The organism is Acaryochloris sp. IP29b_bin.137, assembly GCF_028285745.1.
Classification (GTDB): Bacteria; Cyanobacteriota; Cyanobacteriia; order Thermosynechococcales; family Thermosynechococcaceae; genus Acaryochloris.
Window position 1 is genome coordinate 1 of record NZ_JANQOP010000199.1, and the last position, 22925, is coordinate 22925.

Below are 22925 nucleotides of genomic sequence, written 5' to 3' on the forward strand. Positions count from 1 at the left end.
AGGGGTCTTGCTGAAACCTGTAGCCATGGGAAACCCTTTTAACAGAATGGAGTTCCATAGCATATTAACGCCTCATTTTTCTTGCGCTTACCCTGGGTGTTCATAGCCCAATAATTCTAGGAGAGGCTTATTCACAAAGAGACAGACATCATTTTGGAAAATAGAAATACAGACACCTGATGCTTCTATTGCTGAAACTTGCTGATTAAAAAAGCTGTTTGATGGTCTATTCTCTGATTGCGATTTATTGGTATTTGTCATAATTGAACCATCAACCCCCTACTCCCATAACAGAGGAAAACTCTTCCACTAGCTGGTCCAATATTCTGTAAAAGTGGCATACAGCCTCCCCAGCTTGCTGATCACCCAAAGGCCCATCTCGTCAAAATATCCTAGTGTTGCTTTCTGGATCGGGTTGTAAATCTAGATCTAAATCCGTTCTGGCTGTTCAGCAAACGTTTTACAGGGATTTTACAAGGTCCCTCCAAAAACATAGCTACCAAAAAAACTCTTTCAACAACTGACTCTGTGACAGCGAATAAAAGGAATCTTTATTTAGAAATGGACTGATTCTCAACATAATGTGTATTAACACTGGGCAATAGGATCTCAATTTCTGAACTGGGAATAGGCTTAGAAAAGAGATAGCCTTGCCCATATTTACAACCAAGCTTACACAAATACTCAAGTTGGCTTTCTGACTCAATACCCTCAACAATGACTGATATACCCAATTTCTTACCCAATTCAATCATGGTATCTAGTACATAGCACTCAGAAGTATGGAGTTCAACATTCTCAATAAAGGTCCGATCTATCTTTAAACTGTTCACAGGAAAACGATGTATATAGGCTAGCGAAGAGTATCCTGTCCCAAAATCATCAAGGCTAATTTGGATTTGACGTGATCTCAATTCTTGGATTATCGAAATAGCATTAATCGGATCTTCCATGACGACACTTTCCGTAATTTCGAGACTCAGGCAAGATGGATTAATTTGAGTTTGTAGTAGAATATCGTCAATTTCTGATAATAAATTTGGATATTCAAATTGCTTGGCAGATAAATTAACACTGATCGAAAGAGAATCCCATCCTTGTTTGTTTAGAAGTGAAAGTTGTTGGCATGCATTTCGGAGAATAAGCATACCAAACGAAATAATTAATCCTGTCATTTCCATACAAGGTATAAATTCAGAAGGCGAAATCATACCTCGTTTTGGATGAGGCCACCTAGCCAATGCCTCTAGACAGTCGACCTTACCAGTATTTAGATCTACTATCGGTTGATAGTAAACAGCAAATTCGTTATGTTTTAAGGCTTTCTGGATAGCACTCTCTAGTGTGACACGATTAAGTATCGATTGGTACATTTGAGACTCGAAAATCTCATAATTACCTATTCCTTTAGATTTAGCGAGATACATAGCTGTACTTGCCTGTTGTAGAACGGTATTAGTGTTCAAGTCTGGACTCTTTATAAGGGTTGCTCCTATGCAAGCTGTCATAAATATTTTGAATTCTCCAATATTAAAAGGATGTTCAAATAGGTTTTGGATTTCCTGTATTTTTTTGATTAAACTATTCTTTGAATGAATGCTATTTAATAATAGACAAAATTCATCTTCAGCTGAACGTGAAAATAAATCACTCTGATTTAAGTAAGACTTCAACCTTTCGGAAATTGCAACACGCAACTTGTTGCTGATTATCTTCCCAAAAGAGCTTTCTATTCTCTTAAATTGATCACAGTCAAAAATAATAAGAGCTAAGGGTAAAATTTTAGAGTTCAGTCGATGTGCTAATTCTCGTTGAATAGAAAATTGGCTCGGCAATTGGGTCAATTCATCGATATAAATCCTTTTTGCTAATTGAGTCGTTCTCTCCTCAACTATTTCTTCCAGTCGAGCGTTGAATGCTTCTAACTGTTGGTATTGAAAGCGAATCCGCAACATTGACTTCACCCGTGCGTTGAGCTCTATGCTGTTGATAGGCTTACAGATATAATCACTAGCTCCTGCTGACAGACAAAGAGTAAGGTTTTGCTTTTCAGTCAATGCTGTAACGATAATAATTGGAATGTTTTTCCAAATCCTTAAAGATTTTATTTTTTTGCACGTTTCAATTCCACTCATGCCTGGCATCATGATATCGAGCAGAATTAGATCTGGTTTGATACTATCAAGAGAAGAGAGTGCAGCCTCTCCATTTGCGGCATAATACAATTGATAATTGATTGACTTATCCAATAATGCATCAACAACATCATAATTATTGGGCTCGTCATCAATGACTAGTATTGATACATCTTTCATGAAGCATCTCAACTCTTAAGATACAAGTTTTAATTAAATAAAATAATTAATATGATATTTTTTTGATAAGGGCATAATCTTATGGTTGATCATCAATGCTAACGATTCTTTATCCTTCAATAAGTTTGTTTGTCCATATAGCGGCTTGTCGATACAGGTAGTTCTGTTAAAGTTCAGAAAAAGTTCTGCTTTTAGCCCAAAACTCACTTCAAAGATGTCAATGTTGTGTATTTAGCACTGGCCTCTTGCTAGGTTCTACAAGGTCAAACACCTGTGAAGTAAGCAAAAATGCGGGCTTCCATCTATCGCTGTAGCAATAGGTTGTGGTTATAAAGCGCTTTTCCACCCAAGCCTCACATAGTCCATAAATTTCCACCCTCCTCCTCAAAGCCCAGATCCGCTTACCCACTAACAAAAATTCAGGGAAGGATGGCCAGCATAATCAGCGACCCCCAAGTTTTGGATTATGTTGTTTTTGGCCAGGACTGACTCGGGCTCAATTCGCACCTGGCTGCACTAAGATTGATAAAAGTTGTTGGGCATCCGCCACTAATTGCGTTCCCCATAGGTTTTGACGCAGGTAGTCGGCATTTGCAAATTGAGGATCGATTTGCAGAGCTGCTTTGCCAAGTTTGATAGCTTGGGTTCGCCTGCCGTTTTTGAAGTAGGCAGTTGCCAGGGCTAATTTAGGCTCTGCGAGAGTGTTATCGATGCTGATGGCTTTTTGAAACTGCTTTATTGCAGACTCTATATCTTTGTTTTGATATTGCAGCAAGCCTAAATTATTAATGGCAGGTATGAACTCAGAATCTAAAACAATGGCTTGAGAATAATCTGAGATCGCCTCTGGGTAGCGTTTGAGGATGTGGTAAGTTATCCCGCGATTGCTGTAGGGACGTGCAAATTTTGGATTGAGAGCAATCGCTTGGGTGTAATCTGCGATCGCGCCTGGATATTGCTTTAACTCAGTATAGGTCAACCCTCGGTTATTGTAAGCATGACCATATTTAGGATTGATAGCAAGCGCTTTAGAGAAATCTGCGATCGCTTGAGGATATTCCTGAGTGGAATAGTAGATATATCCTCGGTTGTAGTAAGCTTCAAAATCTTCACCATTGAGAGCAATGGCTTGGGTGTAATCTGCGATCGCGCTTGGGTATTGCTCTAACTCACGGTGAATATTGCCCCGATTGAAGTAGGCATCCGCAAATGTAGGATCTAAGGCAATAACTTGGGTGTAATCTGCGATCTCGTTTGAGTATTGCTTTAAGTTGCCGTGGGCGACGCCTCGGTTATTATAGGCTTTGGTGTATTTAGGATTAAGCGCAATAGCTTGGGTATAATCTGCGATCGCCTTTGGATCTTGCTTTAAGTCTTTGTAGGCATTCCCTCGGTTGTAATGGGCTTTTGCATGCCTGGGTTTTAGGGCAATGGCCTGGGTGAAGTCTGCGATCGCCTTTGGATATTGCTTTGAGTCTCTGTAAGCATTCCCTCGGTTATTGAAGGCATCCGCATATTTAGGATTCAGGGTAATGGCTTGGGTGTAATCTGCAATGGCACCACGATAGTCCTTTTTGGCAAATTTATGACCCGCCTGCAAGAACCAATCATCCGCAATGAAGGCCGAGGCTGCTTCCTTTGGCTGTGCTACAAATCCAAGGGTCGGATCAACTTTTTCGACCAAACTCGTAAATGTATGGATAGGGATGCCCAGATTAAATCCCGTTTTTAAGTAGATGACTTCTGTCCGCTTCTCCTGTTGTTCTGTGTCAGCTCGGCCATGAATGCCAATCAGTTGGCCTTGCTGATCTAAAACGGCTCCCCCACTCATTCCCGGCAGGGTGTTGTTGCTATAAACCAGGGCATAGCCATCTGCTAGCGGACGCTTGGCATTCGCGGTGACTTCTCCTGTGGAAAAATTCCAAATGGATTCGGTGATAGCAGTTGTAGGAATTGGAAAGCCTGAGATATAAACCGATGCCCCTGCCTTTACTTGGGATGAGTCTCCCAGATTGGCTACCTGATAGGTGTTAGAGCTGGTAAATTCAACCAATGCTAAGTCAATTCCTGGAAATTTTTTCACTTTGCTATAGACCAAAGGATATCGACGATCATCCACCGTCACCACATCGTATTCATCCTCTGTCGCGACCACATGAGCAGCCGTCAGTACGGTATAAACCTTGCCTTGCCGCTTGATAATCACCCCTGACCCAGGATTCTGACCATCAATCCGAACGGTGATCGCTTCAGCAATCGTACTGACTTCAGTGGAAGTGAGGGCTTGAGCAGTATGAAAGGGAGTGGCAACGATTACTGCCAGTGTGGTGGGAGCCAAAAGGAAAGGCAATTTCATCTATGGGATGCTAAATCTTATTCCTAGCATAGGGGTTGAATATCTCAAGTGTACGCATTTAAGTCCGCACATCTATCAGCATTTCATTGGTAATGGTTGAGGGTGAAAGAGATAAAAAGCCTGTGCAACCAGCGTCAATCCCGGCTTTAACGATTGGCTTGGGTGTATCGGCATGGCCCACTGCAAGGTGAAGGATGGCTTCACAACGTTGGTTGACGAAGCTATGCATCATACCGTTTTTTTGAGACTCCGGGAGCCGAAACGATAGACGGCCTGATGTCCTATCCGAATCACCCAGGGTTGAGCATTCGGACAATGCTCATAAAGCCGATCTGTTGCTGAAATAGGGGTATCAGCTACCGCAAAAGCGCCCGTTTCGATATCAATTGCCACAATTTTGCCATGATTTCCCGCTTCAACTTGAGAGCGTATCTGGGTTTCATAAATCTCATTGCCCTGTTTAGCAAACTCTTCTTTGCTGTAGCGAGGGTGTCGAACGGTCATTAGCAGGTAGGCATTACGCTGGTTATGTTAATCATTCTCGCTTGGGGGCATGCTATGCCCCTCCTTTTGAGTTTTGAGCTTTTAACCCTAACCAGAAAAGTAAAGCATCTTCAACTTGTGAGAATGGTTCAGGATCTAGTTCACCTAACTTTCTCAGCAGTTTTGCATGGGGAATAGTGACTAGATTTTGTACATCAAAGACTCCTGGCTTGAGAAATCTAGCCTTAATTTCAACTTCAAAGCGCGAACCTCTAGCGCTCGTTGTATGAGGCACCAATGTTGCTAAAGCTCGATCCTGCATAAGGGCAGGAATGCTAACCACAAGACAGGGTCTAACCTTGGCAACATAACCTAGATCTACTAACCAGACCTCTCCCCGGTCAGGAGTCTTCATAATCTGCTTCTTGATGATCTAGTGCTAAGAATAGTTCCTCTGCATTCAAAACTAGATCCTCGTCTGTCAAGGGTGGGAAATCCAAGTTAATGACCCGCCTCATAATCTCCACAGCAATTTCTAGTTGCTCAGTATCAGGTAAGCTATCAAAGCTATTTAAAATTTCTTGAGTTAAAGCATTCATAAGTCTTCATGAATTCCTATTTGGTATTTAGAATAGATATTGATTTTACAAGTCACTTTTCTATTTTATAGCTAACTACTAAGTTCAGGAATAAAGTTATTAGCATAAAAAGTTAAAGTGATAGAGATATAGTATTTTCAGGTTGCGTGTTTTGTCTCTTTTGCCTAACATCAATACTTATATCAAAGAATTGCGAAAAAAGAGTTAAAACCTGCAAGAAAGCTACTAAATATAAAATATATCGGGTAAAAATTATTTGCCGCGAATTCAAATCAAAATATTTATTAGATGGCTCAGGGTGATTCTCATTTAGATGCTGAATGCCATCATTATTTATCTGTGAACTACCACTATGACTTGACATACTCTTAATACGTAAAGGACCTATAGTAGGTTCTTCGCTGACTTCTATCACGACATCCTTCCCTTTGTCTTTTGCTACTTCTTTATTTGCAGCTTCCTTTAAATAATCAACGACAGAAATTTTTGCTAAAGAGAAAAAACTTGAGATGGAATTCTTTGCAGTTAATTCTACAAAGCTTTTTAGAGTGCTTTCCAAAGTTGACAAAATAATGGGGCCTGCCCAGCTACCTATTACCAGCACTATATCAATAATAATACTGCCTTTTCTGAATTGGATATTTTTCTGTACTTTTACTTCTAGATCTTCAGGAAATATATCTTTGATTTCTTGAGAAAACTTATGAGCTATATCCGTAGACATATCATTAAGTTTATCAATAATTTCAGATTTAAACTCATCAGTTTTGTCTAGATCTCGATCTTCTAATACATTACAAGAAAATTTCAAACTTCCTTCTATATCTGATTTTCTGGTCAAATTAAAGGCAAGGACTTGAAGATTGTTGTTCATGTTCATTCTTCTGAAGATTAATTTAGCTAATGCCATTAAAATTCTTATTTGTCTTTTATGTTACCTTAATTTTTTCTTGATTAAAAATAGATTTATTTTGAATTTATTTTTTATGGCATGGCTCTTCAATGACTAGCTAACATTTAATTTTACAAAGGCGTTCAATTTGTAATATCAATGTTCTTCTAAATTTTTTAGAAAATATCATAACATTGTCAAATATTAATTTTTCATAAAAGGGCAAGAACAAAAAAAGTGTTTTTACTCGAAAAAGACTCTTTGAAAATAAGATCTATAGAGATCATTCCGAGAAATAACTTGATTCTTCTCTCGTTTAATCAACCCCATACTGTGGAGTTTATAGGCTTGCAACGGGTTCAATGATGCAGTAGCCGTTAGCACATCTTGAAACGCCTGCATCAGATCAGGCGTCTGCTGCAACGTAACCCAGTGGTGCAGTAGATGAGCCCTATAAATCCCCTCATCACTAGCAGCAGTTTGTACAAGCTGCTTAAACGTCAGTTCCCTTGTACTGAGGGCAGATAGCGCCACCCGAACCAAATAGGGATGCCCCCCAATCATCGCCATCAGTTGTGATAGCTCACTTTCAGTGAGAGCCACCTGATGCAGTTGAGCCAGATGTTGGATTTGTTGGGCAGTAAACTCCGAGAGCCCAATGGGCACCCCCGTATTAAATGGAGATTGATGATAATCCAGGGGAATATAGGCTTCTGTTGAATGAACCAAAATCAGCCGTAGTTGCTGCCATTGCTGAGAGATACGCCCCTTCTCATGCCAGCTCCGCAACATGCCAAAAAAGTCTTCAATGATGTCTTGAAAGGGAAACAGACGATCGACATTATCTAGCCCTAAGACAAACGGCCCCTGAACTTCCGGGAATATATGATCTTCAAAATAGGCCGTGCAATTATCATTACTGCCAAAAATCTCTGAATCCCAGAGTTCTGAGAGTCGATTCGGTAAGTGGAGTTGGCGGCTGGTCATGGCGCAGAGCCACTTTAAGAGCTTTTCCAAGCTCGTCAACACAGACTTATCGACACTCCCCATATCGATATAAACCGTGGGATAGGTTTGCTGTTGGGCAAAGGCCATCAAGTGATAGAGCAATGAGGTTTTACCCATCAGTTGCGGTGCTTTAATTCGCAGTAACGCTCCTGGCTTGAGCAAGGTCTGACAGCCCAATTGCTCGACGCCCGCCCGTTCCAAATAAAAAGGAGACTCTGGCGAAATCGGACCTTCAATGATGGGTGCTGGACTCGAAGTTACGACAGGTGGAGAGTGAACCTGCTGTTCCCAAGCCCGTCGTAATGCCTCTTTGAAATTGGTTTTACTAACCTTCTCGTTGAGCGCTTGCCCCAAACGTTTCCATAAAGGATTGCCAATATCCCGATTGAGGTAGGCCGCTCCATAGTGCAGCTGCTCCGCCATTTGCTCATAGGTTTGATGATTCCAAGACCCTTGCAATACCTGGACTTCTAAATCGCTGAGGTGCTTGGCAGTTGCCGTAAAGATGAGTTGATTGGCAAAGTCCCGAGCCACGGGCCAGCTAAAGTCTGCGTCGTTCTCCATACCCAATTTTTGGCAATGCTATAGGCGCTGTTAATGCCGGAACCCACTTCCCAATTAAAACCTATAAATTCCAATAATTTGCGATCGCACCCCGTTCCAACACCCAATTAATTCCCCTTGGTTCTCCCGTTTACCTTGACCAAAATGGGGGCAATTGCATTTGATGTAAGGAGTTTCACATGTCTCATCCCAGTCAACAATCGGGTTCTTGGCATCGCCCCATCTCTACCCTGCTACTACTCTCGGGCATGGTGGCGGGAACCGTCTTTGTCAGTTCAAATGTGCTGCGATTTGAATCCAAATCCCACGCCCAGTCCTCCCGGTTATCTCAATCCAAACAAGAGGTAAATCAGAAATCAAATCCGTCTCCAACCACTGGCGGGCTATTTGCCGAGGTGGATGGCAAGAAACTGTCCTTTCCCCTCAAACAAACCGATGTCGAAGCCAATATCTCCGGTAATCTGTCGCGGGTAGAGGTGAAGCAAACCTTTACCAATCCCTACGACCGTCCTTTGGAAGCGATCTATCAATTTCCGCTACCCGAAGATGCCGCCGTGGACGATATGGAAATTCGGATTGGCAACCGGATTATTCGCGGTGTGATCAAAGAGCGACAGGAAGCCAAACAAATCTATGAAACGGCCAAGCAAGAAGGCAAAACCGCTGCTCTCCTAGAGCAAGAGCGGGCCAATTTATTTACCCAATCCCTCGCCAATATCGTGCCTGGGGAAACCATTGAAGTGGTGATTCGCTACACCAATAGCCTGGAGTTCGAAGGGGGCGATTACGAGTTTGTCTTTCCCACGGTGGTGGGGCCTCGCTATATTCCTGGCGACCAAATTGATGCTGCGGGCAATACCACTCGGGTCACCGATGCCGCTAAGATTACGCCTCCCTTACTGCCGCCTAGTCAGCGGTCTGGTAACGATATCAGTATCACCGTCAATTTAGATGCGGGTGTACCGATACGGAATTTGCGATCGCCCTCCCATCCCATTCTTACTAGCAAAAAAGGTCAGCAAACCCAGGTTAAACTAGCCAATCAAAAAACCATCCCCAACAAGGATCTGATTCTGCGCTATCAGGTAGCCAGCAAGCAGACCCAAGCCACGCTCCTGACCCAGTCCGACCAACGAGGCGGTCACTTTGCCACCTACTTAATTCCAGCCCTGAAATACAAATCGAATCAGATTGTCCCCAAGGACGTGGTGTTTCTAATCGATACCTCCGGGTCTCAGGGTGGACCACCCATTGTCCAATCTAAAAAGCTGATGACCCAGTTTTTGGACAAGCTCAATCCCAACGATACTTTCAGCATCATCAACTTCTCCAATACCACCTCTAAACTGTCCCCAAAGCCCCTCGCCAATACCCCAGCCAATCGCAAAAAGGCCCTGGAATATATTAAAAAACTGGATGCCAATGGCGGCACAGAACTGATGAATGGTATCAATACCGTTGCCGCCTTTCCCCCGGCTCCAGACGGACGCCTGCGTAGTGTGGTTCTACTCACGGATGGCCTCATTGGCAATGACGAAACCATTATTGCTGCCGTCCGCGATCGCCTGAAGCCGGGGAATCGAATTTACCCCTTTGGCGTTGGGTTCTCCACCAATCGCTTCTTGCTAGATCGGCTGGCAGAAGTGGGTCGAGGAACCGTTGAAGTCGTCGCCCCCAAAGATTCTGCAGAGAAAGTGGCTGCGAAGTTTGTCAAAACCATTAACAAGCCTGTGTTGACCGATATTGAGGTCTCTTGGGTCGGACCTGGCAAAGGTCCTGATATTTATCCCCTGCGAGTCCCGGATCTCTTTGCCAATCAGCCCCTGGTTCTCCACGGACGCAAGCAGGATGGCCAGTCTGGCAAGCTGAAAATTACGGGCCGAATGGCAGGTGGAAAACCCTATGAGCAGGTGTTGGAGGTTAAATTTGATGCCTCTGGCAATGAGGCGATTGCTCAACTCTGGGGCCGAAACCGCATCAAGAGCCTGATGAATCAGATGTATGGCCGCGAATCGGACCCGGCTGTTAAGCAAGTGCTTGATACTGCCCTCGCCTATCGCTTGCTCTCTAAATACACCGCCTTTGTCGCCGTTACCGAAGAGATTCGCGTCGACCCCAACAATCCCAATCTGAAACAGCGAGTGCCCGTTGATCTGCCAGAAGGCATGAAGCTGACCAATCCAGCGGCCCATGCCACCCCAGAACCCAGCGAAATCCTCGGTTATCTGATTGCCCTATTCGGCATCTTCCTAGTTATGGCCAAGAAACATGGCTTGAAATGGTTGCCCACCCGGAGGCAGTCATGAGTCTAGCCCAGTCCCAACCAGGGGCGAAGACTTGGCTGATTGCCATTGGTGTTACCCAAGTCTTGCTCCATCTCCTCCTTGTTCGTCGCAGCCAATATCCCTACCTTTTACCCGCCAGCAGTATCTTTTGGGCCGCCACAGCTATGCAGCTTTACACGCAGCGCCATCATTTATCCCTTCGCGACCATCGAGCCACCTGGGGAGGATTGCTGTTGCTGGCAGGGGTGGTCTATCGAGGGCTTCATACCTTTGAATCTGACTATTTTCTGCGGCTCTATCCCTTACTAGTGCTGGTGAGTCTGAGTCTATTGGCGTCTGGTGTCCAGGGATTGGCTCAATATCAAGGGGCACTCTATCTTTTAGGCTTCTTTGCCCTGCCTTGGGAGCTGCTCTACCTGCTCGAGTTCACCACCTGGACCACACAGCTTTCTACAACGCTGCTGCGACTGATGGGATTTGCTGTCCATCAACAGGGTTTTACCATTGCCCTGCCAGGGGGTGCTATTGAGGTCTATAACGGTTGTTCTGGGGTACGGTCGATTACCCAGCTCCTGGGCTTGGCCTGGATATACGTCACTTTAACCGCGACGCAAGGCCGACAGAAATATCTGATTTTGCTGGGGGCAGTCGGTATTGGTTTTTTTGCCAATGGCTGTCGGGTGGCTCTCCTAGCCATTCTCTCTAGTCAACCTGACACGCTGAATTATTGGCATCAAGGCGATGGGTCTCTGCTATTTTCGCTGCTGGCGGTGTTGTTACTAGGACTTCTGCTCTTTAGTCTGCCCACTCGCCAAGGGAGGTATTTATCATGATTAGACGGTTCAGATACAACCCGCTAGCGATAGTTTGGGGGATATCGGTTTTGGTATGGGGAGTTGCGATCGCAACCTTCCAACCTCAAATCCCTCAAGTTGCGCCCTACCCATTCCCCCAGGTAATCCCCCTCTCAGATTGGACCTTTACCGATAGTCAACCCCTCACCCCCGATCAAACTCCAGACTCCCCAGATATTCCTGGTGAAGTGGTGTCTGGGCAACGGTATCACTATCGCCAAAGCGATGCCCATCTACACATTGAGATGCGATATCTGGCTCAGACCAATGGCGATCTGAAAGTCCTAATCAAACATCAGACAGGTGGTTTAGGCACCGTGCTGCAATCTGTGGAAGGCGTGGGGGAATTTAGTCTATTTACTCAGGGCTCAGAAAGCCAACTGGATGCTTGTATTAATCCTCGGGGGACCAGTACCGTCACCAGCGATCAGTTCAAGCGCAACCGCACCCTTTATGATTGGCAATCTGGACGTTTCCTGGGCTGGATTGTGGGCCAAACGCCTCTCCATGACAATCGCTGTCTATGGACCCGGATAACCTTATCGACTTCTGGTGATGCGACCTCGGCAGCTCGGGGTCAGGCGTTAACATCTACCTGGAAGGACTGGCATCAGTGGTGGCAATCTCACTTTCCACCGTTAGCCTAGAGCCAACGACATCCATAGAAGCCAGTCCCCAGGCTTAGCAAAATTAGCCTTCCAAAACCCCCGGCCAATTCTTATCAGCTTCCGCAATATTCCCTGGAATATCTCCCTCCCACTGCTTTTGGACATCAAGACTGTAATTGAGATAGAGTTTGCCATCTACAATCTTCCAAGCTTGAGGATCGATAGAGGCCGTGGTCCCTTTCTTCACCGCCCAGGCACAATAGCCCCCATATTGGGGTGCATACTTTTCTGGGTCGCTGGCAAACGAATCCCGACTTTCTGCATTAGCAAATTGCCAAGTGGCTCCCTGCCACTCATGGGAGAATTCTCCTGTGCCTTTGACGGGCTTACCCTCTGTAAAGTAGGCAACAGGATCATAGCCTCGGATAGCTGCACCATCTGCAGAAAAAATAGCAGGCTTCTTATTAGCCTGCCCCTGCTCAGTTCCAGGGCCAGAGCTAGACGTCGAAGGATCTGTACAGCCTATACTCAAACCCAGTCCGAGCAATAACACGGCGGGCCAGAGTGCAAATTTAAATTTCATATACAACCCTCATAACGGATTATGGCAAGTAAATATAACCTGCTCTCAGGATAATACTGAGTCCCAAATCTGAGAGTGATGTGAATCCACCCTAAAAAGATTCAATTATTGGGGTAGCGTTTTAATCCACCTTACTGTTGTGAACGATGTAGCGATAAAGTTTGGGAATACTGGACTGAGATTTGATACCGTTGTTGCGACTCAACATTCCTAGCACGCCAAGCATGAGGTAATTCCAGTGACTTCTTCCGAACCAATTTGCCGCTGTTCCTGGGTAGACCTCAGCAAACCCGACTATGTTCTGTATCACGATCAGGAATGGGGCATTCCGGTCTACGACGATCAGCACTTGTTTGAGCATCTTGTCCTAGAGTCTTCTCAGGCAGGCTTGAGCTGGTATACCGTCCTGCGTAAACGCGAAAACTACCGAGCTGCCTTTGAGCAATTCAATCCTCAACAGATTGCCCATTACGATGAAGCCAAAATAGAGACCCTGATGGGGAATGCCGGTATTATCCGCAATCGCAAAAAGATAGAAGCGATCATTGGCAATGCTCGTGCCTTTTTACAGATTCAAGCAGAGTTTGGCAGCTTTGCCAGTTATAGCTGGCGTTTTGTGGACGGACAGCCTATTGTTAACGCGTTCAGCGAGTCGGATAGCTGGCCGACAACTAGTCCAGAGTCTGATGCCATGAGTAAAGATCTCCGGCAGCGAGGCTTTAAGTTTTTTGGTTCAACTATCTGCTACGCCCATATGCAGGCCACAGGTATGGTGAATGACCATAGTGTGACCTGTTTCCGTCGTCAAGAGATTATCAATGGCTATGCCTCAAATCCCGTCTTTGAATAGTCAGTATCAATACTGTTAGTGCAAACTCGATATATCGATATTCTTCTCAAATGATATGGCTTAATAAATCTAGAAAGACTTGGTTAGATTAGCCTCCAGAAATGGGTTAGCTTTTCATTTTGCTGTAAAGAAATAAAAATACAGATTAAAAATATGATATTGGTCCCAAAATAGACGATACTCTACCCATAGGCTGAATCCTTATCTCTATTGATTGATTATTAGTTGTCAATGTAAGTTTATTATCCTTATGGCTGTATTTAGACGCCTTAGAAGCCCATCTCATACGATATAGATAAGTGCGGGGGACCTGATCCAGGGGTTTACCCTCGAATCTATGGCTTGCCAACCTGTTTTTCTCACAATCCTGAGGCAGATTGGGTATCATAGTGTGAACTTCTTTATTGTCCCATCCTTCAAATTGCCATGGCTCGATATACGCGTTCGCTATCAGTTGCATTATCCTTGAGCAACTGTCTTTCACAATTGAAGGCTGTGTTAGAAAGTTGTGATTTAGAAGTGCTTTTCTCCAAAGAGGACTGCATCATTGCCCGTGAGAAACCGGGTAAGGTCCCCTTTACCAAACTCGTCACCATTGAAGTTTTAGTCGACAGCACAAGAGCCACCAGCAACATCACGAATATGGATGTTGTGGTTAAGAATGAAGAATTACCGCTGCAAAGTAATAATCATTGTTTCCAGATTTTTGATCAACTCAGTCAAACCATCAATCAGCATTCTGGTTGGCAAGTGATGGCTGAAGAAGAAGTGCCCAGTTCACAGAAATCGTCTCAAGCAGAGACCCCAGCAGCCCCTACCCCTCAATCCCCCCTCAAAACAGAGACGACTCCATTTGAAGAGGCCAAACCACTCCCTTCTGATCCGCTCGTACCTATCGCTTCCCCGGCAGAGACTAATGCTTCGGTCGAGTCCGTCATGGAGCTGCCAAAGGCAACGGACCTACCGCTACCGCGAACGGTTACGGATACCCCCCATTCAGAACTGGTTCAACCTTCAGAACCCGTCGTTTCATCCAAGGTAAATGACTCAATTAACCTAGAGTCGGCAGCGGAAAAACGAGTTCAAACGACTGCCAATCTAGAAGAACTGCGGCAGAAGCGCGCCGAAAGCGTCGCTAACTTGGAGCGGTTGCGGCAAAAACGCGCCGAAAGCATTGCTAACCTAGAAAAAATGCGGCAAAAGCGCGAACGCATGTTTGCGGCTAATGAGCGCGATGGCGCTGGAGAGGAGATTAGCTCCCTCGATTTACCCGAGCAGCCCTCTACCTCCCAGGCTTAGCGTCACACACTAATCAAAATAGAATAAGGTCACTAGCTTGCGTAGCTCTTCAGCTTCTTGACAGGTCTTCAGTAGGGTATGGCTGTCATGGAACGCAAAGCAGATCAGCTGATCGCATCGAGACACGATCTCCTGGTTACAGATAGCGCTGGCTTCCGCCAGGGACAAGTTATCATGCTCTGGCTTCTCCACCAGATGCATCACTTTTTCTAGCAACCGCTGGGACTCAGGAGGCTGCTCCGTCATGCTTTGGGGAAGAACGACCGTTAATAGCTTCGGATCTGCCCGCATCGCTCCTCGAATCGCAGCCGCATTGGTGCCAATGGCACCGGAGGTAAGCAAACGATTGCCAGCAAGGACCAATGCATAGCTCATCATTTCAATGATGTGCTGATGCATTAGGGGAACGTGGCGAGAACCCAAAATAGCAATGCGCTTGGAACTGGTCTGTTGAATTGCTGCTAGTTCTTGTAGAAACTCGTCAGCTTTGGGGTCGCCAACCTGAGGTAAATCGAGAGACTGGCTCAAAGAGGTACTGTGCCAAAACAACCCAGCTATTTTAACAAAGGTCAGTCAGATTTTGGGGATGATAGCTGGAGTTTATTCGTTACTGCCAAGATTGCCCTTGAATATCATCCCATACGAGAGAAAGGAGGTTAGAATCCGCAGCATCGAACCAGTGAATCGCAGAATTCGCTCGAAACCAGGTCCGCTGGCGCTTTGCAAATTGGCGAGTATGAAGAATCGTTTGGCTCGTTGCCTCTTCTACAGACATTTGCTGGTTTAAATAGGCCTTCATTTCCTGATATCCCAGGGTTACTAAAAGGGGGAGTTCGGCGCCATAGGTTGCCATCAGATGTTTCACTTCCGCTAGCCAGCCCTGCGCCAGCATGGCGCTTGTGCGCTGTTGAATGATGGCCGTATGCTGGTCAAGGTCACTAATATCCAAACCAATTTGAAGGATGGGATAGGACGGCGGATTCTTACCTTGTTGTGCCGATAGTGGCCTACCTGTAGTGTAAAAGACTTCCAAAGCTCTTAAAGTGCGGACTTGATCATGGGCATGGATTTTCTGGGCCGCTTGTGGGTCGACTTGCTGGAGCCATTGGTAAATCTGGGCTTGGCCTTGGGATTGGAGTTGCGATCGCAACTCCAATTGTGGCGGCACCCGCGGAATTTTCAGCCCCTCGACAATCGCCCGAATATAAAGTCCCGTTCCTCCCACCAGCAGAGGTGTTGTCCCTTCAGCATGAAATTGAGCAATTAAGGTTTGGGCTTGTTCCTGGTAATCGGCAACGGTCAGGGTCTCAGTGGGGTCGCAAATATCAATCAGATAGTGAGGCACCTGTTTTTGATCGGATATAGACGGTTTAGCAGTGCCAATATCAAACCCCCGATAGACCTGCCGGGAGTCCGCACTGAGAATTGGGGTGGCCAAACGTTGGGCCAAAGCCAGAGCCAGAGAGGATTTCCCCGTAGCTGTAGGCCCACAAATTACAATCAGTCCCGGTGTCATTGCTGCCCAATCCTAAAGTTTTAATAATGCAACCCCAATGTAAACAGCCCTTAAGACAGGCCTAAAATCGCTTGAGAGGCATTTGTGATAGAATTTGAGGGATTTTTTATATTCAAGCAAATCAACACAGCTTTAAGTCGCTTATAGGAGCGCTTCATACATGGCCACAAATTACAGTGCAGATCAGATTCAAGTCCTGGAAGGGTTGGAACCGGTTCGAAAACGCCCTGGGATGTATATCGGTAGCACTGGTCCCAGAGGTTTGCACCACTTAGTGTACGAGGTGGTCGATAACTCTGTCGATGAAGCCCTCGCGGGTCACTGTAAGCATATTCACATTTATTTAAATGAGGACGGTTCTGTCCGAGTCACCGATGATGGCCGCGGCATCCCCACCGACAAGCATCCCACTACAGGCAAATCGGCCCTAGAAACCGTGATGACGGTCCTCCATGCTGGCGGAAAGTTTGATGGGGATAGCTATAAAGTGTCAGGCGGACTCCATGGGGTAGGGATTTCCGTTGTCAACGCCCTCTCCGAATGGGTGGAAGCGAAAGTCTGGCGCAATGGCAAGGTTCATACCCAACGATTTGAGCGAGGCATTCCGAAATCTGAGTTAGTCGTCGAACCCACCGATCGCAGGGAGTCGGGGACGGCCATTACCTTTCTGCCCGATAACACGATTTTTACCGTCACCACAGAATTTGACTATAAGACCCTAGCCAGCCGCTTGCGGGAACTCGCCTACCTGAATGCCGGGGTAGAAATTTCTTTCCAGGATAATCGTCTGGAACTCCTAGAAGCCGACGAACCCAAAATTGAAACCTATCGCTACGACGGCGGCATTAAAGAATATGTGGACTACATGAACCGGGATAAAGAACCCATTCATGAGGAATGTATTTATGTGGAAGGGGAACGGAATAATGTTCAGGTTGAAGTGGCCTTGCAATGGTGTCGGGACGCCTATTCTGACAACCTGCTGGGATTTGCCAACAATATCCGCACCATTGATGGCGGTACGCACTTAGAAGGTCTAAAGACAGTACTTACCCGGACCATGAACTCCCTGGCCCGCAAGCGCAGCAAGCTCAAGGATAACGATTCAAACCTCGGCGGTGAGCATATTCGAGAAGGCCTAACCGCTGTTATCTCCGTCAAAGTGCCTGAACCTGAATTTGAAGGCCAAACCAAAACCAAGCTCGGTAATACCGAAGTGCGGGGGATTGTCGATTCCCTCGTGGGTGAAGTGCTGACGGAGTATTTAGACTTCCACCCCAATGTCGCCGATGCCGTGATCGAAAAAGCCCTGCAGGCCTTTAATGCAGCAGAAGCGGCCCGTCGAGCTAGAGAACTGGTCCGCCGTAAGTCCGTCCTAGAATCTTCTACCCTACCGGGCAAGTTAGCGGATTGCAGTTCCCGCGACCCCAGTGTGTCTGAAATCTATATTGTGGAGGGAGATTCTGCGGGAGGGAGTGCGAAGCAAGGACGCGATCGCGGCTTCCAAGCCATTCTGCCTCTACGGGGTAAAATCCTCAACATCGAAAAAACTGATGATGCCAAGATCTACAAAAATAATGAGATTCAGTCCCTGATTACGGCTTTAGGGCTAGGCATTAAGGGCGAAGAATTCGATGTCTCCCAGCTCCGCTATCATCGAATTATTCTAATGACGGATGCGGACGTGGATGGAGCCCACATTCGCACGCTGCTGCTTACCTTCTTCTACCGCTACCAGCGGGAATTAATTGACCAGGGCTATGTCTATATCGCCTGCCCGCCCCTCTACAAGATTGAGCGAGGTCGATCTCATTACTATTGCTATAGCGATCGCGAACTGCAAAACCTAATTCAGCATGAGTTCCCGGCTAATGCCAACTACACCATTCAGCGGTTTAAGGGCTTGGGTGAAATGATGCCCACTCAGCTTTGGGATACCACCATGAATCCCGAAACCCGCACCCTCAAACAAATCGATATTGAGGATGCTGCAGAAGCTGATCGGATTTTCACGATTCTGATGGGCGATCGTGTTGCTCCTCGCCGGGAGTTTATCGAAACTCACGGTCCCCGACTCAATTTAGCTGAACTCGATATCTAGAAGCCACTGTAACTAAAAAGATCTACTCCGCTGAATGTGGTGTATTACAGAGCCACCTCTAGCTTGTACAAACGCTGTTAGTGACCAAGGTCATATTTTCACTATTGCTGCTGGGTTCTCGACTGTCAGCTCAGGCAACTTTTTGAAAACAGCCTTGTTGTTTACAACGCACAGCGATTTTCGTTATTGCTTGCTTTACCAGGTTCTTCCATACTGAAGGCAGAGACATAAAGACTAACTATAGAAAGCCATGCAGGATGACAATGATTCTATGGCTCCACGGCATATCTATGATGTTTTGATTGTAGGGGCGGGTCCTGTGGGCTTGGCAACAGCGATCGCCCTACACAAGCGTGGAATTCATAATATTCTAGTCATCGATCAAACTCATGAATTTCGCAACGTTGGGCAAGGTCTTGATCTCCTACCGAATGGATTAAGGGCAATCAAATATATCGCTTCTGAAGCTTACGAGAACATCACAAAAGCTGCGTTCAAAGGGAATCAACCCCTGGAATCTCCAAGTCAGGCAGGTGACGGTCCAGACAAGTCAACACGCCCGCCTAAAAGTCGATGGCGTCAAATCAACGTCCAGGGCGAAACGACACGCTCCATTCCTACGGACTTCCAAAGCTGGTTCGAACGCTATGGTGAAGGGCGGATTAATGTATCTTGGTTTAACTTGCAAACAGCGCTGAGAAGTTTACTCCCTCCAGATCTTGTCCAAGCCAACCATCGCTGTGTTCATGTTGAAGAAGAAGCTGAAAGGGTACGAATTGATGTGACCTCCGATGTAGGACACTCAACAAACCCATTTGCACATTGGGAAATGATGCAATCTAAGGCAGAGACTGCAACATTAGCGCAAGACCATCGCGGCGCTGATCACAAATCGTTTTACGCCAAGTTAGTGATCGCAGCCGATGGAATTAATTCAACGATTCGCCAAATACTTTATAACCAACAAGGGCTCAAACGATGGGCCAAACCACAATATTCTGGTTTTGCAGCCATTAGTTCAACAATACAGGGAGTTCCTAGTTCGATAATGGAAGACCTAGCAACCCAGTATATAAAAGGGGATTTCATTATTACGGTCCACAATAATTCGGACGAGCTTGATTTTCCAGAACTCAAACGACTCCGTTTAATATTGATTAGACTGTCTAACAATACGGTAGCTTATCTACTTTATGCGCCGTTCAAACTTGACGCCTGGCAGCATAAATCACTCACTCAGATCCTTCGCCTAGGGATAGATACGTTACTGAATGCTGAGTTTCCACCGATATTTAGAACTCTAGTGGGCTTATCTAATCCGGAGAAACTCTCTCTTCGTCCGTTTTTCATACATCCAGTCAATACTCAAAACAATGGTCATCTGCCTTGGTGCCATGGGCGGGTGACTCTAGTTGGAGATGCAGCGCATGCCATGCCTCCTTTTATGGCCCAAGGAGTCAATCAAGGGTTTGAAGATGCAGCTGTCATCAGTACGTTGATTGCTCAGATGATACCAGCACATGGGTTGGAACAGGACACAACGATTACAACTACTTTGGAAAAATATGAGCACCTTCGTCAACCGTTTGTGAGCCAAGTCCAAACAGCAACGATGGACTGCCACCAATGGACACAAGCCCAATGGGATACTTTTAACGAAAAGCTACATCGTCGTGCCTATCCTTCGTTCGTCACGCTAGGAGAATTAAACTAGTCCTATATTTTGGCGATAACCCAGCAGCTAGGCAGTGGCATATCTGATTGGTGTGTGGACATACTGCCCAAGATTTTATTGTTGAGTTTGCCCCAAGATTTCTGAAAAATAGTAGTCATAATTATTGTGCGGGTTTGTGAGTCGCGACAGGTCTTAACGGAGATTCTCTAACGCAGCGAGTAGACCAGCAAGAATGGCTAACAGGACCAAGCCCCAAATCACAAAGCCAGGGAAAAAGGTAATGACCTCTAGCCCTCGGAGGACATAGACAGCAATAGCACCAGACAAAAAGAAGAAAAACCACTTGGAAGCCCATGATTGTGCAAAACGTCCCATGCTGTGTCCTCTCTTGCTAGGTCTATGTTAGCCAAAACTCATTAAAGACAAAGCCTAAGGCTGCACTGGCAATGGGCACCGTCAGATTATCTACACCCCATTTGGAAAAGGCTTCTAGGGTCGAAACAATCACGGAAATAGCCACAGCGCTAATCCAAGTTGCCATGACATTTCCCTGGGTGATCCACAAAATCCCAAAAATGATTAGGCAGCTGACACCTGCCATACTCAATGAGCCTTCCCAGCTCTTATTCATTCCCCAGGCTTGATAGGGATGTCGCCCAAATCGCTGTCCGATTAGAGCGGCCAACCCATCGCCCCAAGTCATGGTCAAAATACCAATAGCCGCATATTGAGGCAGTTTTAGGGGCCAGAACCAAGCAATTAAGATGCCAATGCTTAAGGCATAAAAAAAGGTGCCTAGACTTTTCCGACCTACACCACTCACACTAGCCAGAATGGGGTAGCGGTAGGACAGCAACGTCACAATGCTAAAAATAACCGACGCGGCAATGCCAACCCAGGTAGGCACATCCAGCCACCAAGCCAATAGAATGACATTGCCCGTGCCAATATGAACCACTTTACGGGTGATTTCAGGGTCGGTTGTGATCCATCGCTTTAGCAGTTCTGCACTTCCGATCACAATGCCCAACCATATCCCCACCAGCAAAAGTTGGGCGGTGATGGAAGTCGGAGGACTGGGAAATGCGAGCACGGTCAATGAAATAATCTACTTTCAACTTAGCCAATGACCCTTACTGTAGTGGATTCTGCTAGTCCTGGAAAGTGGATTGATGTGGATGAGTAGGCCCAAAGGACTAGCGAAAAATAGTACCCCATCTAGCCATAGTTAAGTCTTTAGATCCTGGTTTCATCCTCAATGGATTGAATAGGTTGGAAATAACCAACAATGCTCATCCACTCAGGAGTCAAAAGTACCCTATGAAATTTCGTTCTTCCTCACTGTTAGTCACCGCTATTCTGTTACCCGTAGTCGGTTGGATAGCCATGGGGCAAGCCTCGCAAGCGCAGATTAACCCAAACCAACCGACTGTTCTTGCCCAACGCCGCAAACTGAGTCCAGAAGAAAAAGCAGCTAGGCGGGAAAAGCGGGCCGCTCAGTTTAAGCAAACGCTGGGATTGACGGATGATCAAGTGACTCAAATTAAAGCCATTCGTCAGTCATATCGACCAAAGCTGAAGACCTCACGTCAAGAAGCTAAGGCACTGCGAGAGAGGGGAGCCAGTAAAGACCAACTCCAGGCGATTCGCAAGCAACGACAAGAGCTGCGTCAGCAGATGTATAACGAGATCAAAGCAGAGCTAACTCCTGAGCAAGCACAGAAACTGGAAAAACTCAAAGCCAAACAACGAGATCGCCGCCGAAGCTAAACGTATCGCTGAAAGCATTTTCTTTGAGGATGATTTTGAAGAGGGTCGGTTTTTAAAGATCCTTAACTCGGCAAACTCAACATATTGGAGTCTGAGTGATGGTGTCCCCGATGATAGTCATCAGCATTTAAAGACTGCACCAGATCTGCAAATGTGAGGTGAAAACATTCCAACCCGCCACATAGCCAATCAATATAGTCTGGCCACTGGTCCGTGGCATTGATATCTGTCTCGGGGAGGGAGCAGTAAATGACACATTCAGAGACCAGATTTTCCCAACTCAGGGCAAATCCCAATTCGGACTCAATTTGTTCCTGCAGCGCTGCTAATAGCTTGTAGTGGGCTTGGGCATCTTCATCAAATAGTCGTAGTTCAATAGATAAGGATGTATGGCTGTCATCCAAATGGGCAGACAGTAAGAACCCCGCGCGGCCTATCGCAAAATCAATATGGTCCTCAGGGGGCGGAGCGACTGCTTTGACTACACTGCCCCGCTGTTCTAGCTGATCACAGAGGTCCGACCAAAACGCAACATATTGTTTTTGTTCCGCTGTTAAGGGCTCTGGCTTCTCTGGTTCGGATTCCTCTGGTTCGGATTCTGGCTCAGGCAAGGCTCCGGCTTGTTGTTCTAGTTGACTTTCTAGATCCAATTCGGTTGATTCAGTGGAGGGATCTTCGGTCGCCTCTTCAGCTGGTGAGACCAGATTAAACTGAGCGGCCATTGCGGTTTTGCCAATCTGCCATAGCTCAATTTCCACCCCCCAGAATTGTAAGGAGGGTTGAGCATGTTGATTGAGCCAATTCAGCAGCTTGAGATGTTCTGCCGAAAACTGACTGGCAATCCAAATAATGCCCGCTGCACTAATATCGGCCCCTTCGGTTAATAGCTGACCAAAATGCTGTTCATCGGTGGGGCAAAGCTGACTGCCAATCAAGATCCAGTTTTTAGTCCCAGCCTGCCGACAGAGCAAATCCGCTTGGCGATCGCACATTTGCTGCGCATCTAAAACCACTTCTAAAGACAGACCAATCGCTTCCCCCAGAAGCTGCATATTCTCCTCATGGCATAGCCAGGGCGCAAAATCCTCAGTGGCGGACTGCCAATATTGGGTGACATCGACTTTCTCTAGACGACCCAAATTGGGCTTGGAGGGGGGCTGGGCAGAC

General features: G+C 46.1%; 22 protein-coding genes. 8 read left to right on the forward strand and 14 right to left on the reverse strand.

The genetic code is table 11. The annotated features are described in order from the left end of the window. Positions 1-551 precede the first annotated feature (551 nt). The 8 genes from Q0991_RS14270 to Q0991_RS14305 form a co-directional block, all read right to left on the reverse strand. Positions 552-2315, reverse strand: a complete 1764-nt coding sequence (locus tag Q0991_RS14270) for an EAL domain-containing protein (protein ID WP_299489432.1) — start codon at positions 2313-2315, stop codon at positions 552-554. A 496-nt stretch (positions 2316-2811) separates the two neighbouring features. Beyond that, positions 2812-4671 (reverse strand): serine protease, encoded by a 1860-nt coding sequence (locus Q0991_RS14275; RefSeq protein WP_299489434.1) that lies wholly within the window; start codon positions 4669-4671, stop codon positions 2812-2814. Positions 4672-4729: 58 nt separating this feature from the next. Next, complete coding sequence (locus Q0991_RS14280) at positions 4730-4903, reverse strand: hypothetical protein (RefSeq protein WP_299489436.1); 174 nt, start codon at positions 4901-4903, stop codon at positions 4730-4732. Continuing rightward, positions 4900-5175, reverse strand: a complete 276-nt coding sequence (locus Q0991_RS14285) for a hypothetical protein (RefSeq protein WP_299489437.1) — start codon at positions 5173-5175, stop codon at positions 4900-4902. The genes Q0991_RS14280 and Q0991_RS14285 overlap by 4 nt, the downstream gene beginning before the upstream one ends. A gap of 52 nt (positions 5176-5227) precedes the next feature. Further along, positions 5228-5569, reverse strand: a complete 342-nt coding sequence (locus tag Q0991_RS14290) for a type II toxin-antitoxin system PemK/MazF family toxin (RefSeq protein WP_299489439.1) — start codon at positions 5567-5569, stop codon at positions 5228-5230. Beyond that, positions 5556-5753, reverse strand: a complete 198-nt coding sequence (locus Q0991_RS14295; RefSeq protein ID WP_299489441.1) for a hypothetical protein — start codon at positions 5751-5753, stop codon at positions 5556-5558. The genes Q0991_RS14290 and Q0991_RS14295 overlap by 14 nt, the downstream gene beginning before the upstream one ends. A 112-nt stretch (positions 5754-5865) precedes the next feature. Further along, complete coding sequence (locus Q0991_RS14300; protein ID WP_299489443.1) at positions 5866-6663, reverse strand: hypothetical protein; 798 nt, start codon at positions 6661-6663, stop codon at positions 5866-5868. A gap of 225 nt (positions 6664-6888) precedes the next feature. After that, positions 6889-8217 (reverse strand): AAA-like domain-containing protein, encoded by a 1329-nt coding sequence (locus Q0991_RS14305; RefSeq protein ID WP_299489445.1) that lies wholly within the window; start codon positions 8215-8217, stop codon positions 6889-6891. A 179-nt stretch (positions 8218-8396) separates the two neighbouring features. Between Q0991_RS14305 and Q0991_RS14310 the strand changes: the two genes are divergently transcribed. The 3 genes from Q0991_RS14310 to Q0991_RS14320 are packed head-to-tail and all read left to right on the forward strand — an operon-like array spanning position 8397 to position 12003. Continuing rightward, on the forward strand, positions 8397-10523 hold the full coding sequence (locus Q0991_RS14310) for a VIT domain-containing protein (RefSeq protein ID WP_299489446.1): 2127 nt from the start codon (positions 8397-8399) through the stop codon (positions 10521-10523). Continuing rightward, the gene (crtA, locus tag Q0991_RS14315) at positions 10520-11335 is read left to right on the forward strand and encodes a cyanoexosortase A (RefSeq protein ID WP_299489447.1); all 816 of its coding nucleotides are present in this window, start codon (positions 10520-10522) and stop codon (positions 11333-11335) included. The genes Q0991_RS14310 and crtA overlap by 4 nt, the downstream gene beginning before the upstream one ends. Beyond that, on the forward strand, positions 11332-12003 hold the full coding sequence (locus Q0991_RS14320) for a cyanoexosortase A system-associated protein (RefSeq protein WP_299489448.1): 672 nt from the start codon (positions 11332-11334) through the stop codon (positions 12001-12003). Before crtA ends, Q0991_RS14320 begins: the two co-directional genes overlap by 4 nt. A gap of 43 nt (positions 12004-12046) precedes the next feature. Here Q0991_RS14320 and Q0991_RS14325 read toward each other — a convergent pair whose 3' ends face one another. Continuing rightward, positions 12047-12547: a YHS domain-containing (seleno)protein gene (locus tag Q0991_RS14325; RefSeq protein ID WP_299489449.1), complete on the reverse strand. Its 501-nt coding sequence runs from the start codon at positions 12545-12547 to the stop codon at positions 12047-12049. Between the two features lie 238 nt (positions 12548-12785). Between Q0991_RS14325 and Q0991_RS14330 the strand changes: the two genes are divergently transcribed. Continuing rightward, entirely contained in the window at positions 12786-13397 is a 612-nt protein-coding gene (locus tag Q0991_RS14330; RefSeq protein WP_299489450.1) for a DNA-3-methyladenine glycosylase I, read from the forward strand. A 426-nt stretch (positions 13398-13823) separates the two neighbouring features. Then, positions 13824-14696, forward strand: coding sequence for a hypothetical protein (locus Q0991_RS14335; RefSeq protein ID WP_299489451.1), 873 nt, complete (start codon positions 13824-13826; stop codon positions 14694-14696). Between the two features lie 9 nt (positions 14697-14705). On the opposite strand, the gene Q0991_RS14340 is transcribed toward Q0991_RS14335, so the two are convergent. Together Q0991_RS14340 and miaA are read right to left on the reverse strand one after the other, a co-directional pair. Beyond that, positions 14706-15224 carry a DNA recombination-mediator protein A gene (locus Q0991_RS14340; protein WP_299489452.1) on the reverse strand — a complete coding sequence of 173 codons (519 nt, stop codon included), beginning with the start codon at positions 15222-15224 and terminating at the stop codon, positions 14706-14708. Between the two features lie 79 nt (positions 15225-15303). Continuing rightward, positions 15304-16212 (reverse strand): tRNA (adenosine(37)-N6)-dimethylallyltransferase MiaA, encoded by a 909-nt coding sequence (gene miaA / locus Q0991_RS14345; protein WP_299489453.1) that lies wholly within the window; start codon positions 16210-16212, stop codon positions 15304-15306. A 160-nt stretch (positions 16213-16372) separates the two neighbouring features. On the opposite strand from miaA, the gene gyrB reads away from it, so the two are divergent. Together gyrB and Q0991_RS14355 are read left to right on the forward strand one after the other, a co-directional pair. Next, positions 16373-18313 (forward strand): DNA topoisomerase (ATP-hydrolyzing) subunit B, encoded by a 1941-nt coding sequence (gene gyrB / locus Q0991_RS14350; protein ID WP_299489454.1) that lies wholly within the window; start codon positions 16373-16375, stop codon positions 18311-18313. Between the two features lie 271 nt (positions 18314-18584). Next, entirely contained in the window at positions 18585-20027 is a 1443-nt protein-coding gene (locus Q0991_RS14355) for an NAD(P)/FAD-dependent oxidoreductase (RefSeq protein ID WP_299489455.1), read from the forward strand. A gap of 153 nt (positions 20028-20180) precedes the next feature. Here Q0991_RS14355 and Q0991_RS14360 read toward each other — a convergent pair whose 3' ends face one another. After that, entirely contained in the window at positions 20181-20363 is a 183-nt protein-coding gene (locus Q0991_RS14360; protein ID WP_299489456.1) for a hypothetical protein, read from the reverse strand. 22 nt (positions 20364-20385) lie between these two features. Next, positions 20386-21087 carry a diacylglycerol/polyprenol kinase family protein gene (locus Q0991_RS14365; RefSeq protein ID WP_366524961.1) on the reverse strand — a complete coding sequence of 234 codons (702 nt, stop codon included), beginning with the start codon at positions 21085-21087 and terminating at the stop codon, positions 20386-20388. 221 nt (positions 21088-21308) lie between these two features. Between Q0991_RS14365 and Q0991_RS14370 the strand changes: the two genes are divergently transcribed. Continuing rightward, positions 21309-21758: a Spy/CpxP family protein refolding chaperone gene (locus tag Q0991_RS14370; protein WP_299489457.1), complete on the forward strand. Its 450-nt coding sequence runs from the start codon at positions 21309-21311 to the stop codon at positions 21756-21758. Positions 21759-21820: 62 nt separating this feature from the next. Here Q0991_RS14370 and Q0991_RS14375 read toward each other — a convergent pair. Beyond that, a partial coding sequence (locus tag Q0991_RS14375) for a DUF4268 domain-containing protein (protein WP_299489458.1) occupies positions 21821-22925 on the reverse strand: 1105 nt, incomplete at its 5' end.

Coding starts and splice junctions, on each gene's coding strand:
- Q0991_RS14325 (WP_299489449.1), bottom strand. CDS start 12,547: ATGAAATTTAAATTTGCACTCTGGCCCGCCGTGTTATTGCTCGGACTG.
- Q0991_RS14310 (WP_299489446.1), top strand. CDS start 8,397: ATGTCTCATCCCAGTCAACAATCGGGTTCTTGGCATCGCCCCATCTCT.
- Q0991_RS14295 (WP_299489441.1), bottom strand. CDS start 5,753: ATGAATGCTTTAACTCAAGAAATTTTAAATAGCTTTGATAGCTTACCT.
- Q0991_RS14320 (WP_299489448.1), top strand. CDS start 11,332: ATGATTAGACGGTTCAGATACAACCCGCTAGCGATAGTTTGGGGGATA.
- Q0991_RS14335 (WP_299489451.1), top strand. CDS start 13,824: ATGGCTCGATATACGCGTTCGCTATCAGTTGCATTATCCTTGAGCAAC.
- Q0991_RS14280 (WP_299489436.1), bottom strand. CDS start 4,903: ATGATGCATAGCTTCGTCAACCAACGTTGTGAAGCCATCCTTCACCTT.
- Q0991_RS14285 (WP_299489437.1), bottom strand. CDS start 5,175: ATGACCGTTCGACACCCTCGCTACAGCAAAGAAGAGTTTGCTAAACAG.
- crtA (WP_299489447.1), top strand. CDS start 10,520: ATGAGTCTAGCCCAGTCCCAACCAGGGGCGAAGACTTGGCTGATTGCC.
- Q0991_RS14300 (WP_299489443.1), bottom strand. CDS start 6,663: ATGGCATTAGCTAAATTAATCTTCAGAAGAATGAACATGAACAACAAT.
- Q0991_RS14370 (WP_299489457.1), top strand. CDS start 21,309: ATGAAATTTCGTTCTTCCTCACTGTTAGTCACCGCTATTCTGTTACCC.
- Q0991_RS14270 (WP_299489432.1), bottom strand. CDS start 2,315: ATGAAAGATGTATCAATACTAGTCATTGATGACGAGCCCAATAATTAT.
- gyrB (WP_299489454.1), top strand. CDS start 16,373: ATGGCCACAAATTACAGTGCAGATCAGATTCAAGTCCTGGAAGGGTTG.
- Q0991_RS14355 (WP_299489455.1), top strand. CDS start 18,585: ATGGCTCCACGGCATATCTATGATGTTTTGATTGTAGGGGCGGGTCCT.
- Q0991_RS14305 (WP_299489445.1), bottom strand. CDS start 8,217: ATGGAGAACGACGCAGACTTTAGCTGGCCCGTGGCTCGGGACTTTGCC.
- miaA (WP_299489453.1), bottom strand. CDS start 16,212: ATGACACCGGGACTGATTGTAATTTGTGGGCCTACAGCTACGGGGAAA.
- Q0991_RS14290 (WP_299489439.1), bottom strand. CDS start 5,569: ATGAAGACTCCTGACCGGGGAGAGGTCTGGTTAGTAGATCTAGGTTAT.
- Q0991_RS14360 (WP_299489456.1), bottom strand. CDS start 20,363: ATGGGACGTTTTGCACAATCATGGGCTTCCAAGTGGTTTTTCTTCTTT.
- Q0991_RS14275 (WP_299489434.1), bottom strand. CDS start 4,671: ATGAAATTGCCTTTCCTTTTGGCTCCCACCACACTGGCAGTAATCGTT.